This is a genomic window from Rubrivirga sp. (genome assembly GCF_049648075.1).
Classification (GTDB): Bacteria; Bacteroidota; Rhodothermia; order Rhodothermales; family Rubricoccaceae; genus Rubrivirga.
This window is the reverse complement of sequence record NZ_JBARYR010000270.1, coordinates 1-11,581: the sequence shown is the minus strand read 5'-3', so window position 1 is coordinate 11,581 and position 11,581 is coordinate 1. Positions and strand designations below refer to the sequence as shown.

Below are 11,581 nucleotides of genomic sequence, written 5' to 3'. Positions count from 1 at the left end.
GGGGGCTCCCCAAGACGCACCTCCAACACGTGGCGACGGCCGCGGCGATGAACCTCAAGCGGGCGCTGGCGTGGCTCGACGGGGTGCCCCGCTCGGGCACGCGGGTGTCCCACTTCGCCCGGCTGGCGGGGGCCGCCTGAATTCGCCAACAGCGTCGATCCCGAGGGAGCCCCGGGTCGGCTGCTACGAAGTGAACCTGCAATAATGGACGTGCCTACCACGCGGCGACCCCGCCGACCTCGTCACGGACGGGGCGGCTCGTGAACGGCGGGGTCCTCGACCGGTTCGATGACGAGCTCGCCGTCTCGGACGACGACGAGCCGGGTCCCCGTTTGGGCGGCGACCTGGCGGGCCCGGGCAGCCGATCGGTGGAGGGCGTCGAGGACGCGGCGGGCGGTGTCCTCGGACGACGCGCCCGAGGGGTCACGCTGCGGGTCGCGAGGGGCGTCGGGGTCATGGCGTCGAGCGGTCGATGAGGCTGGGGGCGTCGCCGGCGTCGTCCACGAGGAGCCACCCGTCGACGATCGGGTTGAACGCGGCCTCGGAGTTGCGGAGGCCCGCCTCGAACCCACGGTAGGTCCTCGGGACAGGAACGTCGTGACGCCTTGGCGGACCCGTCCGACGTCGTCAGGCAGCGGCGCCGCCGCGACGCTCGACCTCGTGCGCGATGGCCGTCTGGACGAAGTGGTTGAGGCTCTCCGACCCCGACTCGGCGGCGAGGGTGGCCGCCCGGTGGAGCGCGGGTTTGAGGCGGACGTTGAACCGCCCGCTGAACGGGCGGTCGGGGTCCTTCCCGATCTCAGCGCAGAAGTCGAGGTAGTCGTCGACGGCACCCCGAAAGGCAGCCTCAACGTCGGCGGCGCGCTCGACCTCGAACACGACCGTGTCGCCGAGGTCGAGGACGCGGCCGAAGAGGAGGTTGTCGTCGGGGCGGTACTCGACCCGCGCGTGATAGCCTTTGTAATTGAGCATGGCGTCTGGGGGCTCAGGATGAGAAGGAATCGGGCGTTCGCTTGCAGGCTCGGAGGAAGCCGCGTAGCGACTCGCACGAGCCCTTCGAGAGCTCCCTACCCGGGTGGGGTTTGTGGATGACGAACACCCGCCCGTCGAGGGCGAAAGCGACGCGGGAGCCCGCGCGCTTCTCGTCGACGGTGGCGCCGAGCTTCCGGACGAGCGCGACGACGGCCGACCACTCCACGTCGCCGCGGGTAGGCCTCTCGAAGACGGCCGCGAGCGTACGGGCGTGCTTGCGGGAGAGCTTCGGTCGGTCGGCGGCGGCCATGCGGTCGGGTTCGTGTCACTACGGACTGGTACCAAATATAGTGCCCGACCCCGTGCTCACGAACTGCGGCCCTCAGGGCCGGTAGGTCCTACGGACGTGCGTGGCCGTTCAGCGAGAGCGACGCCTGCACGCCCTCCTCTTCGCTGCGTGCCCGGTTGAGGAGCCGCTGTCGGACCGACGCGGCCTCGCTGGGTCCGGCACTCACGCGACGGCCTCGAGGTACGGACGGATGACCGTCGAGACGCGGCACACCTGGGCGTAGCGCCAGAGCGCGTCGGCGTCGAAGGCCGGGCTCCAGCGGTAGTCCTTGAGTGCCTCGACGGCGACGTCGAGGCCGACCCGGCTCCGGTACTTGAAGCCGTCGACGACGGTCTTCGCCGGGCCGAACACCTGGACTTCGACGCCCTCCAGCTCGTGGGTCTCCGCGCCCCCGGTGAACGCCTCGTCCGACATGTACACGACGCGGAGCGGGACCTGCTCCGGCTCGGGCCGACGCGCCTTGCCCTCGATGGCGAGCCACACGTCGAACGGGTCCTGTGGCGACGTACCGTCGCCAGTCGTGAGGTCGTGGAACCGGAGGGCCGAGAGCAGGCAGACGACGCCGTGGGGCACGCGGCGGGACGCCTCGACCAGCGTGTGGTGCTCGGTCACGTCGGCGCCCGCGAGGACGTAGAGCCCGCGCCCGACGCGCTCGAGCGCGCCGCGACGGTGGAGCCGGGCGAGCGCCTGACGGGGGATGCCGAGCGGGGCGAGGTCCTTCGAGCGGAGGACGCCGCGCGTTCGGGCGAGGGAGAGGAGGCGGTCGGCGTGCGTCACAGATCGTCGGCCATTGGCCTCTTGTACCGACGCAATGCAACACGTACCACGAGGCCCGCTCGGTGACAGAGACCCGCCCCGCTGCGGGGGGAGCCCCCAACGCTACCGTCGTGGGCCGTCCCAGACTACCGATCTGCACCCCCCTCGCAGCGTGGAGCCCGCTCGCCACCGTGGTGGCATGCCACCACGGTGGCAGGCGAGACCGTCCGGCACGAGCCATGGGCGTGGCCCCGTCGGCCGGAAGTCCAGCGGGTCCTCCAGCTCTGAGGCTCCTACGGTCCCGGCGACCGGTTCGACCACGGGATGTGGGGCGTGGGGTAGAGCGGCAGGGGGTCCCACGTCACCGACGCGAAGGGGCTACGCCTCCGAACGAGGCGCCGCCAGCCCGTCGACGAACGCGTCCCCGTACCGCTCCCTCGTGGCCCGCTCGCGCTCGCCGCGGAGGCTCTCCAGGAGCTCGTCGGTCGTGTACCCGGCCTCGATCCGGAGCCGCTCGATCTCGGCCGCGAGCTCGGCGACGGCCGCGGCGCGGGCGTTCGGTCCGAGACCCTCGTCGGCGTCGAAGTCGGGGAACGTCTCGTCGAGGTCGACGGGCGCCGACGCCCCCCCTCTCCCGAGCGCCCCCACCGACCGTCCGAGGGTCTGGAGCGTACGGTCGGAGATCGGCGGGTCGCTCTCGGGCTGGAGCTCGATCACGCCGTCGGCGCGGTGGCGGACCCGGTACCGAGCGGCGAGCGCGTCGCCCCTCAGCGGGAGCCGACCCTCCGCGTCGGGCTTCGCCGTGTAGTCCTTCATGGCAACCTCGTGCGTCCGTACCGGATGATACGCGGACGGCCTCTGCGACAACGGCAACGACGGCCCCGAAGACGCCGCCCCGGCTCAGTACGGCGCCGCGTCCACGTCCGTCTGGCCGAAGTCGTCGCCGACGCACAGGAGCGGCTCGGAGAGCGCAATGGAGAGCGCGTACGAGAAGCAGTCGCCGTAGTTGAGCGCGGCCGGGTGGCGGCCCTTCCCGAACCGCCGGAACGCCTCGCGAGCCGCCGCCGCGTGTGCCGCCGTCAGCGGGACGACCTCGGCACGGACCTGGGCGAGGAGCGTGTCGAGGTCACGGCTGCCGGCGTCCCCGTGCCGACCCTGCATCACGATCCCGGCCTCGACGAGGGTCGCCGACGAGACCCGGGGGGAGACCGCCGCGAGCATGGCCTCCATCAGCGCGTCAGCCTCGGGCTCGGTTTGCAGGACGGCGACGAGGGCCGATGTGTCGACGACCATCAGGTCGGAAGGCCGTGCTCGTCGTACCCGATGATCTCGTCCGGCGTCCGGTCGTCGAGGACCGGGGAGGTGGCGAGTCGCTCCTGGATGCGGGCGATCTCGGCCCGGGCGCCCTCCGCGCTCCACCCGGTCTCGCGGACGAGCCGCGCGCGGATGGCGCCGAGCACGGCCTCGGTGATGGTCTCGCCCGTCGCCGCTGCCAACTCGCGCGCGAGCCGGTCGGCCTCGGGGTTCTTGATGCTGAGGGCCATGACGTAGGTAGAAAACGGTCCGCAATCTACCTCCTCCGCTCGTCCTAGTTTCGCGGCGTGGTCTCCCCGTTACGCAGCGCGCGTTACGCGCCGTGCGTAGCGAGCGACGCGGTAGGAGTCACGCGGGGCGTCCCCCGTCGCCAGGGGGACGTCCGGCCTCGTACGCCTCGACCTCCTCTCCCCGGCCCGCGTGGAACGAGAGCAGCGGCGCCATCGCCCGGTCGAGCTCGTCCCCTCTCAGGCCCGACTCGACGAGCGCCTGGCGCTGGCGGCGGAGCGTGGCGGCGTCCTCGGCTAGGCGCTGGAGGACGCGCTGGTACTCAACGTCGGTCGTGATCACGGCTAGAACGTGCGCGCGGAGGGGAAGGCCCGGGTGATCTCATCGGCCGTCGGACCGACGACGACGGTCACGGGACCCTCGTAGGCCGGGGGGTGCGAGGGCCCCACGGGCAGCGTGCTCCACCGCCCCTCTTCGTCGACTTCCTGCCCCCTGCGCAGCGACACGAGGACGCCTGCCCTAAACTCCAGGATCAGGTCGAGACGCTCCCCCGCCCCCGAGGCGCGGCCGTACACGTGGGCCGTCCCCGTGTACGTCTCGGGGTCCCACGTCCGGTGGGTCTCGACGCTCTCGTACCCCTTCTCCAGCGCGTACTGCTCGTGGAAGCTGAGCAGCCCCTCCCCCTTCTCCTCGACGTGCGCCCGGAGCTCTTCGCGGCGCTCGTCCGTGAGGGGCCTCTTCTCGTAGTGCACGGTCTGCTCCTCGAGCACGGCGGAGTCGCCGACCCGGTAGACCCTCATCGCTCGGCCGAGGTCCTTGGTCTGGTACCGGTCCCCCTCGAAGGGGCCGGACGTGATCCGGAAGTCGTCGAACAGGCCCATGGTGCGCCGCGTGTCTGGGGTCCCATTCTACGCCGAGGCGGTCGGCGCGCGCCCTGGCCCCACGGCACGACTGGCGTCGTCGCAGGTACCCCTTGGGCAAACGGCGACGTGGTCCTCGTCGGGATGATTCCATCCGGTCGGGTCGGCGCTCCGCGCGAGGACCAGGTCGCTCGCGCGACCGAGTCGTACGAGAAAAGGCGGGCCTACCAGCGCGAAGTCCGCGCCGCCTGGACGAATCGGGTGGAGCGTGGAGCTCGCGACGAAGCGCATTGCGTAGTTTAGCGCAACGCTGATCCGAGCAACCGCGATGACCAACCCTTTCGAGTACGGCCGCGAGCTCTCGGGCGCCGAGATCGTCGACCGGACCGACGAGGTCGACCGCGTCGCCCGGACGCTCACCGACGGCGGCCGCCTGTTCCTCATCGGACCCCGCCGGTTCGGGAAGACCTCGATCCTGCGGGCGGCCACCGAGCGGGTCCGGGCCGAGGGCGCCGTCGTCCTCCGCTACAACGCCGAGGCCTACCCCACGCTCACGACGCTCGCTGAGCGCGTCGTGTCCGATGCGGCGAAGGCGCTGACCGGCCCCGTCCGCAAGGCGGGGAAGCGGGTGCAGGAGGCGTTCGGCGCGCTTCGCCCCCAGCTCTCGTACGACCCGCTCAGCGACACCTTCTCGGCCTCGCTCACGGCTGCGAAGGGCCAGACCGAGCCCGCGCTCTTGTCCGACGCGCTCGGCGGGCTCGACCGGCTGGCGGCCACGTCGAGCAAGCCCGTTGCCGTCGTGATCGACGAGTTCCAGCGGGTCGTCGAGGACGGAGGGGTCGCGGCCGAGGGCCAGGTCCGCGCCGCTGTCCAGTCCCACGACCACGTCGGCTACGTGTTCGCCGGGTCCAAGACCCGGATGCTGGCCGAGATGACCGGCGACGAGGGCCGCCCGTTCTACCGGCTCGGCGCTCGCCTCTTCGTCGGACCGGTCCCCCGAGACGACTTCCGCCCGTTCATCCGGGCCGGGTTCGAGGACGCCGGGTTCGACGTCGAGGACGCCGCCGTCGAGGCCGTGCTCGACCTCGCCGAGGACGTCCCGTACAACGTCCAGCGGCTCGCTCGCGACGTCTGGGCCGAGGCCCGCGCCGACGGGACCGCCGTCACGGCCGAGCGCGTCCGGGCCACGCTCGAGCAGCTCGCACGACGGGACGACCCGTTCTACACCCAGACGTGGAACGGCCTGAGCGCGACCCAGAAGAAGGCGCTCCTGGCCGTCGCCGCCGAGGGCGGGACGGGGCTCTACGCCGGCGCCGTCGTCCGGGCCTACGACCTCGCCTCGCCGAGCACGATGCGGACGGCGGTCAAGGCGCTCGTCAAGGCGGGCGTCGCGCGCGAGCAAGAGACCCAGGGGGCCGTCCGGTACCGGCTGGAGGACCCCTTCTTCGCCGCCTGGCTCCGGCTCTTCATCGCGGTCCCGTAGCCACACCGCCCGAGGGTGGCCCCGGTCGCTTCCATCGGTGTTCGTAACACCCGTGGGAGCGACCCAGTTGCCAGCCCGCCCTCACTTCCCTCGGCTCTCGTGGCAGAAGAACGGGCTCGGGTGCGGCGGAACGCGGAGACCGACGGATCTCCGCCGTGACACTCACGAATTGCCGCTCCAGTGGCAAACGAGAGGGTTCGTACCCATCTGAGCAGAAGTCGCCCGTGGAAGTAAACCATTTTTGCCTTTGCGGAAGCAAATTACACTAGATTGGCCTATCGTAGCCAGTCCACTCATCCCCTTTTGCCGCTCGGGCGGCACCGCCATGCGCGCCGACACCCTCGGTCCCCTCCTCCGCTACCACCGCGTGCGCGCGGGGCTCTCTCGCCGCGCGCTCGCGGACCTCTCGGGCGTGAGCGAGACGGCCATCTACGAGGCCGAGCACGGCAAGCCGACCGTCCGGCTCGACACGCTCCTCGCTCTCTTCGGGGTCCTCAACCTCACGTTCCGCGTCGACGGTCCGCTCGTGGCCGAGTTCGAGCGGACCCTCACGGCGTCCGGTGAGGCCGATGCGTAGCGCCCGCGTTCTCATGCACGGCGTCCTGGCCGGGCGTCTCCGGGAAGAGGACGGGGGCTACACCTTCGCCTACGAGCCGGGCTACGGCGGACCGCCCGTCTCGCTCACGCTCCCCGTGGACCCCGAGCCGTACCGGTTCGACCGGTTCCCCCCGTTCTTCGACGGCCTGCTCCCCGAGGGGTGGCAGCTCGAGGCCCTCCTCCGCCAGGCGAAGCTGGACCGGTCGGACCTGTTCGGCCAGCTCCTCGCCGTCGGCGAGGACCCCGTCGGCGCCGCCTCCGTCTTCCCGGACGTAGAGGGCACCCCGTGAGCGACGCCCCCCGCCGCTGCCCCCTCTCGTACGAGCCTCTGGCGCCCGCCGAGCCGCTCTACTCGGCCGTCGGCCTCCGCCGCTTGGCCCGGACCCTCACCCACCTCGACCCCCTCGCGTTTACCGCCCCCCAACTCGTCCAGGAGGCGGCGGCCCGGGCCGACCGGATGTCGATCGGGGGCGTCCAGCCCAAGGTCAGCGCCGTCCTCCGCCCCGCCGAGGGCCGGTTCGAGGTCGTCACGACGGGTGGGCGGTGGATCCTCAAACCCGACAACCCCGCCTACCCCGAAATCCCCGCGAACGAGGACCTGGCCATGCGCCTGGCCGCCGCCGCCGGGGTCGAGACGGCCGACCACGGCTTGGTCTACGCGCAGGGAGAGGGAGATAACCCCGGCGCTCTCGTCTACGCCGTCCGCCGGTTCGACCGGGTCGGACGCGGCGAGAAGCTCGCGGTCGAGGACTTCGGCCAGCTCCTCGGCCTCGACCGCGAGACGAAGTACGACGCATCGATGGAGCGGGCCGCGACCGCCGTCGAACGGTTCTGCACGTTCCCGGCCGTCGAGAAGGTCGAGCTCTTCCGCCGGACGCTCGTGGCCTTCCTGACCGGCAACGAGGACATGCACCTCAAGAACCTCGCGGTCTTGACGGGCCGGGACGGGCTCCGTCGCCTGTCGCCGGCCTACGACCTCGTCGCCTCGGCCGCCGTGCTCCGCGACCCCAAGGAGCTCGCGCTCCCCCTCGCGGGCAAGCGCTCGAACCTCCGCCGCGAGCACCTCGTGGAGTACTACGGCCGCGAGCGGCTCGGTCTTACCGACCGCGTCGTCGCCGGTGTCCTCGCCGACCTCGACGCCGCCGGAGCGGCGTGGGACGCCCTCGTCGACCGGTCCTTCCTCTCCGAGCCCGTCCGCGACCGCCGCCGCCAGATCCTCGCCGACCGCCGCCAGCGGCTCGGGTTCGGCGCGTCCTCGCCCACGTGAGTAGAGAGACTCCGAAGGCGGTCTATCCCCACCTTTTGCGCCACACTACCGCCACACGGTTGCCCCTCGACGGGCCGAGGCGCTGGCCGGAACATCATGCTCTCGCGAGCTCGGCGACGGCGTCGGCCGGAAACCCGTGCGACGACTGCTCGGACCGTAGCGCACCGAGCGGAACCTCCGCCAGTCGGTCCTCGACGCGGTCGAGGTCGAGCCCGTCGAACGACCCCGCCGCCTCGGCCTCGGCCCGGATCTGGTAGGTCGCGTCGATCATCGTCCCGAGCACCCTGCGGTCGACCGTCTGGGCTCCCGCGCGGGCGACGTGGACGTCGGCGAGGTCGGCAGTCCGCGCCTCGACCCACGCTCCGGGGAGACCCAGACGCACCAGCAAGAGTGGGACCCGACGCTGGAAGACGGGGAGCGTCGTCCGGAGCGACCGCCCCGAAGCGACGACGCTGAGCATCGTGTCGGCCGCCGTAAAGAGGACGAGCGAGCGGCCGGGGAACGGGAGCGAGACCACGTTGGCGTACCACGTCCCCAGCGGCCCGACCTCTGGCAGCGGACCTTCCGAGAGGAGGGCCTCCGTTCCCCGTCGGCCGGTCGCGCGGCTGGCGCTGGCCGTCAGGAGGCGGCGAGTAGCTCGGAGCAAGACCATGTGAGGGCTGGTGGCGGCGCTCGTTCAGAAACTGTCGTCCAGCATGGGCCGAGATGCTACGATTCCGTCGCGCCCCCTGGCTTTGCGTCCTCGACGCGCTCGAAGACGAGCACACCGTCGCGGACGACCACGAGCCGGGTCCCGGTCTGAGCCGCGATCTCACGGGCGCGCACGGCCGACCGGCGGAGTGCGGCGAGCATGCGGTGGGCCGTGTCCTCAGAAGACCGGGGCACGTCGGAGACCGCGACGCCGGGAGACCGAGGGTCGCTCCCGCCGAGGTCGGGGAACGTCTCGCTGAGGTCGACGGCCGACGACGCCTCGCCTCTATCGAGCGACACCATCGACCGCTCGACGGTCTGGAGCGTCCGGGCCGAAACCGGCGAGCCATCGCTCGTGACCTCGGGCCGGAGCTCGATGACGCCGTCGGTGCGGTGGTGGACCCGGTACCGGTCGTAGAGCCCGTCGCCGCTGAGCGAGATCCGCCGCTCCGCATCGAGCGTCGTCGTGTAGTTCGTCGTAGGCATAGGCCGGAGGGGTTCAATCTGGGGACTCCAGAACACGGCGCCCCTCTCGCAGGGACGGTAGCGTCCGATGCCCGTGCCATCCGGCTCAGTACGGCGCGACGTCCACGTCCGTCTGGCCGAAGTCGTCCCCGACGAACAGGAGCGGCTCGGAGAGCGCGACGGAGAGCGCGTACGAGAAGCAGTCGCCGTAGTTGAGCCCGGCCGGGTGGCGGCCCTTCCCGAACCGCCGGAACGCCTCCCGGGCGAGCGCCGCGTGCGCCACCGTGAGGGGCACTGCCGCGACGCCGGTCTGCATCAAGAGCGCGTCGAGCCGCCCGGCTCCGCCGTCGCCGTAGCGCCCCTGCATGACGATCCCGGCTTCCACGAGCGTCGCGGACGACAGCCGACACGGCGCGGCGGTCATAGCGTCTGCCAGGGCGCGGCGCTCCGGCTCGTCTCGCAGGATCGCGATCAGCGCGGAGGTGTCGACGACCACCTAGCTCGGGAGCCCGTGCTCGTCGTACCCGATGATCTCGTCCGGCGTCCGGTCGTCGAGGACGGGAAGCTGGGCGACCTCGGCCACGATCCGGTCGATCGCGGCCCGGACACCCTCCGGCGTCCGCCCGGTCTCGCGCACGAGGCGCTGGCGGATGGCCGTCGTGACGGCCTCGGTGATCGACTCGCCCGTTGTGGTCGCGAGCTCGCGGGCCAACCGGTCGGCCTCGGGGTTCTTGATGCTGATAGGCATGGCGAGGTGGAAAACCGCCCTCAATCTACCCCACCCCCTCCATCTCGGTTTCACCCGCGCGGGCCACGTGAAGGCTCCGCCGTTCTCATCCCGCTACGCACACTGCGTAACGCGCCGTGCGTAGCGTCTCATTCGGACCGGCCTGTCGCGCCAGGATGTTCGCCTCGGTAGGCCTCGACCTCCTCCTCCAGGCCTGCCCGAAACGAGAGCAGCGGCGCCATCGCCCGGTTCAACTCCTCCTTGCTCAGGCCCGCCTCGACGAGCGCCGTGCGCTGGCGGTGGAGAGTCTCAGCGTCTTCGGACAGGCGCTGGAGGGCACGTCGGTGTTCGTCGTCGGTCGAGATCATGGGTTAATGAGGACTGCGGGTCCGTTGTCTAAATGGCTGGAGTTGTCCGACCGGGCAACTCGGCCCTATTTAAACAACTCACTGGACGCCGTCAGTGGCGGACGTAGACCGGCCACTCCCCGTAGACCTCGCGGTAGGCCAGGACGACGAGGGGCGGCTCACGGACGGCCCGCTCGAACGCCTCCGCGTTCGCCTCGGCGAGCTGGCGGGCGAACTCGCCGAGTTGCTCCTCCTTCTCATCCCGCTCGGCTTCGGCTGCGAGAGCCGCGTTCGGGTCGTACCGCGCGGGATCGTCCTCGTCGTCGTCGAGCCGGTCGAACCGGACGACGCCGATGGACGGCGGCGCGTACTGCCAGTCGCACCCGCGCTCCCGAAGCCTCTCGAACACGCGGGCGTAGAACGGCCGGAGGACGGGTCCGTCTGGCCCCTCCCCGAAAAGCCCGCTCGTCCCCAGGTAGAAGTCGATGTAGTCGAATGGGCCGCGGCTCCACTTCGGGGCTGGGTCCTCCGCCTCGGCCGCGAGCCGGGCGTTGAGGTGGTCCGCGAGGAACCCACCGGTCCCCCGAAACGACCCGAGGTCGTAGCGCTCGCCGCCTGGGCCGACCACGTCGTGGTTATCGGAGAACACGTCCCACAACACGTCGCCGAGGAACCCCAGCCACCGCTCCCGGAGCTCACGGCCCGAGAGCGGGCGGCGGTCCTCGGGCGGCCCGCCCTCCCCCACGAGCCGCGTCATCTCGGCGGACGCGACGCCACCCGGCGCGAGCTCATCCATCCACGACCGCTCGCCCCGGAGCACGTGGTCCAGGAGCTCGCGGCATGCCGCGTCGGTGGCTCGGTCTTCGTCGTCGTACATGGCCGGAAGGTAGAGCGTGCCCCTGGGGCGCTGGCAAGCGGATGGCTCTCCAGATCGCCACGTCCAGCCAGACGGACGATGCGGTGGTCCGACTCCAGAACCGCCACGCGGACCGCGAGAGTTGAGCCTCGACTCACCGGAGGCCCCTCCCCGTAAGCGTCCACTTATCTCCCCGCGTCCGTCCACCTAACGCGGCCACGCCTGGACGCACTTGGATGGACCGCTCGACCGGACCGTCTTCCAAGGCCTCTCAGCGCCGCCCCTGCGCTGACGCAGAGAGGCCGAGGTCCAACACGTCCACCTCCCCGTATCCGTCCACCTAACGACCAGGGCAGCGGCGACACTGCGTCTCGCCCTCTGTCGCGGGGAGGAATCCCAGATACTCGGCGACGGCCCACCAGGCGGCGACCACAAGAACCCAGGGATCGCTGGGTGTTGAACGCGCTCCGAGAACGGGTTTCACCGCGCGGTGAAACACCACCCCCGAGTGAAAGACGTGACGCGACCACTCGTCAGGAGCCAGCCCGGCACCCGCTACGGAGGGATCCCGTACTCGATCCGGCCGATGACGCGGTCGACCTCCAGCGCACCCGGCTCCGTGTCGGCGTAGTCGAGGGGCGTCTCGCCGCCCAGCGCCCAGTTCGGCCGC

The 11,581-nt window shown here is 71.4% G+C and carries 19 protein-coding genes; 4 read left to right on the top strand and 15 right to left on the bottom strand.

Translation table 11 applies throughout. From position 1 onward, the window contains the following. Positions 1-627 precede the first annotated feature (627 nt). From WBA11_RS08065 to WBA11_RS08030, 8 genes are all read right to left on the bottom strand, one after another. The gene (locus tag WBA11_RS08065) at positions 628-972 is read right to left on the bottom strand and encodes a type II toxin-antitoxin system HicB family antitoxin (protein ID WP_424520185.1); all 345 of its coding nucleotides are present in this window, start codon (positions 970-972) and stop codon (positions 628-630) included. Between the two features lie 13 nt (positions 973-985). Then, the gene (locus WBA11_RS08060) at positions 986-1,282 is read right to left on the bottom strand and encodes a type II toxin-antitoxin system HicA family toxin (protein ID WP_424520184.1); all 297 of its coding nucleotides are present in this window, start codon (positions 1,280-1,282) and stop codon (positions 986-988) included. 201 nt (positions 1,283-1,483) lie between these two features. Next, positions 1,484-2,098: a type IV toxin-antitoxin system AbiEi family antitoxin domain-containing protein gene (locus tag WBA11_RS08055; RefSeq protein ID WP_424520183.1), complete on the bottom strand. Its 615-nt coding sequence runs from the start codon at positions 2,096-2,098 to the stop codon at positions 1,484-1,486. 357 nt (positions 2,099-2,455) lie between these two features. Further along, entirely contained in the window at positions 2,456-2,893 is a 438-nt protein-coding gene (locus WBA11_RS08050) for a hypothetical protein (protein WP_424520182.1), read from the bottom strand. Positions 2,894-2,977: 84 nt separating this feature from the next. After that, positions 2,978-3,370: a type II toxin-antitoxin system VapC family toxin gene (locus tag WBA11_RS08045; protein WP_424520181.1), complete on the bottom strand. Its 393-nt coding sequence runs from the start codon at positions 3,368-3,370 to the stop codon at positions 2,978-2,980. After that, positions 3,370-3,621 carry a type II toxin-antitoxin system VapB family antitoxin gene (locus tag WBA11_RS08040; protein WP_424520180.1) on the bottom strand — a complete coding sequence of 84 codons (252 nt, stop codon included), beginning with the start codon at positions 3,619-3,621 and terminating at the stop codon, positions 3,370-3,372. Before WBA11_RS08040 ends, WBA11_RS08045 begins: the two co-directional genes overlap by 1 nt. A 118-nt stretch (positions 3,622-3,739) precedes the next feature. Continuing rightward, positions 3,740-3,961 (bottom strand): hypothetical protein, encoded by a 222-nt coding sequence (locus tag WBA11_RS08035; protein WP_424520179.1) that lies wholly within the window; start codon positions 3,959-3,961, stop codon positions 3,740-3,742. A 2-nt stretch (positions 3,962-3,963) separates the two neighbouring features. Next, positions 3,964-4,500, bottom strand: coding sequence for a hypothetical protein (locus tag WBA11_RS08030; RefSeq protein WP_424520178.1), 537 nt, complete (start codon positions 4,498-4,500; stop codon positions 3,964-3,966). Positions 4,501-4,807: 307 nt separating this feature from the next. Between WBA11_RS08030 and WBA11_RS08025 the strand changes: the two genes are divergently transcribed. The 4 genes from WBA11_RS08025 to WBA11_RS08010 all read left to right on the top strand — a co-directional run bounded on the left by WBA11_RS08025 (position 4,808) and on the right by WBA11_RS08010 (position 7,826). Then, positions 4,808-5,962: an AAA family ATPase gene (locus WBA11_RS08025; RefSeq protein ID WP_424520177.1), complete on the top strand. Its 1,155-nt coding sequence runs from the start codon at positions 4,808-4,810 to the stop codon at positions 5,960-5,962. 325 nt (positions 5,963-6,287) lie between these two features. After that, positions 6,288-6,539, top strand: a complete 252-nt coding sequence (locus WBA11_RS08020) for a helix-turn-helix domain-containing protein (protein ID WP_424520176.1) — start codon at positions 6,288-6,290, stop codon at positions 6,537-6,539. Further along, on the top strand, positions 6,532-6,849 hold the full coding sequence (locus WBA11_RS08015) for a HipA N-terminal domain-containing protein (RefSeq protein ID WP_424520175.1): 318 nt from the start codon (positions 6,532-6,534) through the stop codon (positions 6,847-6,849). Before WBA11_RS08020 ends, WBA11_RS08015 begins: the two co-directional genes overlap by 8 nt. Beyond that, positions 6,846-7,826, top strand: a complete 981-nt coding sequence (locus tag WBA11_RS08010; RefSeq protein ID WP_424520174.1) for a type II toxin-antitoxin system HipA family toxin — start codon at positions 6,846-6,848, stop codon at positions 7,824-7,826. Before WBA11_RS08015 ends, WBA11_RS08010 begins: the two co-directional genes overlap by 4 nt. Positions 7,827-7,920: 94 nt before the next feature. Here WBA11_RS08010 and WBA11_RS08005 read toward each other — a convergent pair whose 3' ends face one another. From WBA11_RS08005 to WBA11_RS07975, 7 genes are all read right to left on the bottom strand, one after another. Continuing rightward, positions 7,921-8,478 carry a DUF6933 domain-containing protein gene (locus WBA11_RS08005; protein WP_424520173.1) on the bottom strand — a complete coding sequence of 186 codons (558 nt, stop codon included), beginning with the start codon at positions 8,476-8,478 and terminating at the stop codon, positions 7,921-7,923. Positions 8,479-8,534: 56 nt separating this feature from the next. Then, on the bottom strand, positions 8,535-9,002 hold the full coding sequence (locus WBA11_RS08000; protein WP_424520172.1) for a hypothetical protein: 468 nt from the start codon (positions 9,000-9,002) through the stop codon (positions 8,535-8,537). An 85-nt stretch (positions 9,003-9,087) separates the two neighbouring features. Further along, complete coding sequence (locus WBA11_RS07995; RefSeq protein ID WP_424520171.1) at positions 9,088-9,477, bottom strand: type II toxin-antitoxin system VapC family toxin; 390 nt, start codon at positions 9,475-9,477, stop codon at positions 9,088-9,090. Beyond that, positions 9,478-9,729 (bottom strand): type II toxin-antitoxin system VapB family antitoxin, encoded by a 252-nt coding sequence (locus WBA11_RS07990; protein ID WP_424520170.1) that lies wholly within the window; start codon positions 9,727-9,729, stop codon positions 9,478-9,480. A gap of 128 nt (positions 9,730-9,857) precedes the next feature. Beyond that, a complete protein-coding gene (locus tag WBA11_RS07985; RefSeq protein WP_424520169.1) occupies positions 9,858-10,076 on the bottom strand; it encodes a hypothetical protein in 219 nt (72 codons plus the stop codon). 91 nt (positions 10,077-10,167) lie between these two features. Next, positions 10,168-10,932: a hypothetical protein gene (locus tag WBA11_RS07980; protein ID WP_424520168.1), complete on the bottom strand. Its 765-nt coding sequence runs from the start codon at positions 10,930-10,932 to the stop codon at positions 10,168-10,170. Positions 10,933-11,466: 534 nt separating this feature from the next. After that, positions 11,467-11,581 (bottom strand): antitoxin Xre/MbcA/ParS toxin-binding domain-containing protein (locus WBA11_RS07975; RefSeq protein ID WP_424520186.1); only part of this gene is annotated, 115 nt, incomplete at its 5' end.

What these genes read in the sequence shown, in the direction of transcription:
- WBA11_RS07980 (WP_424520168.1), bottom strand. Translation starts at nt 10,932, where the DNA reads ATGTACGACGACGAAGACCGAGCCACCGACGCGGCATGCCGCGAGCTC.
- WBA11_RS08025 (WP_424520177.1), top strand. Translation starts at nt 4,808, where the DNA reads ATGACCAACCCTTTCGAGTACGGCCGCGAGCTCTCGGGCGCCGAGATC.
- WBA11_RS08020 (WP_424520176.1), top strand. Translation starts at nt 6,288, where the DNA reads ATGCGCGCCGACACCCTCGGTCCCCTCCTCCGCTACCACCGCGTGCGC.
- WBA11_RS08005 (WP_424520173.1), bottom strand. Translation starts at nt 8,478, where the DNA reads ATGGTCTTGCTCCGAGCTACTCGCCGCCTCCTGACGGCCAGCGCCAGC.
- WBA11_RS07990 (WP_424520170.1), bottom strand. Translation starts at nt 9,729, where the DNA reads ATGCCTATCAGCATCAAGAACCCCGAGGCCGACCGGTTGGCCCGCGAG.
- WBA11_RS08015 (WP_424520175.1), top strand. Translation starts at nt 6,532, where the DNA reads ATGCGTAGCGCCCGCGTTCTCATGCACGGCGTCCTGGCCGGGCGTCTC.
- WBA11_RS08045 (WP_424520181.1), bottom strand. Translation starts at nt 3,370, where the DNA reads ATGGTCGTCGACACATCGGCCCTCGTCGCCGTCCTGCAAACCGAGCCC.
- WBA11_RS07985 (WP_424520169.1), bottom strand. Translation starts at nt 10,076, where the DNA reads ATGATCTCGACCGACGACGAACACCGACGTGCCCTCCAGCGCCTGTCC.
- WBA11_RS08040 (WP_424520180.1), bottom strand. Translation starts at nt 3,621, where the DNA reads ATGGCCCTCAGCATCAAGAACCCCGAGGCCGACCGGCTCGCGCGCGAG.
- WBA11_RS08050 (WP_424520182.1), bottom strand. Translation starts at nt 2,893, where the DNA reads ATGAAGGACTACACGGCGAAGCCCGACGCGGAGGGTCGGCTCCCGCTG.
- WBA11_RS08060 (WP_424520184.1), bottom strand. Translation starts at nt 1,282, where the DNA reads ATGGCCGCCGCCGACCGACCGAAGCTCTCCCGCAAGCACGCCCGTACG.
- WBA11_RS08065 (WP_424520185.1), bottom strand. Translation starts at nt 972, where the DNA reads ATGCTCAATTACAAAGGCTATCACGCGCGGGTCGAGTACCGCCCCGAC.
- WBA11_RS08030 (WP_424520178.1), bottom strand. Translation starts at nt 4,500, where the DNA reads ATGGGCCTGTTCGACGACTTCCGGATCACGTCCGGCCCCTTCGAGGGG.
- WBA11_RS08000 (WP_424520172.1), bottom strand. Translation starts at nt 9,002, where the DNA reads ATGCCTACGACGAACTACACGACGACGCTCGATGCGGAGCGGCGGATC.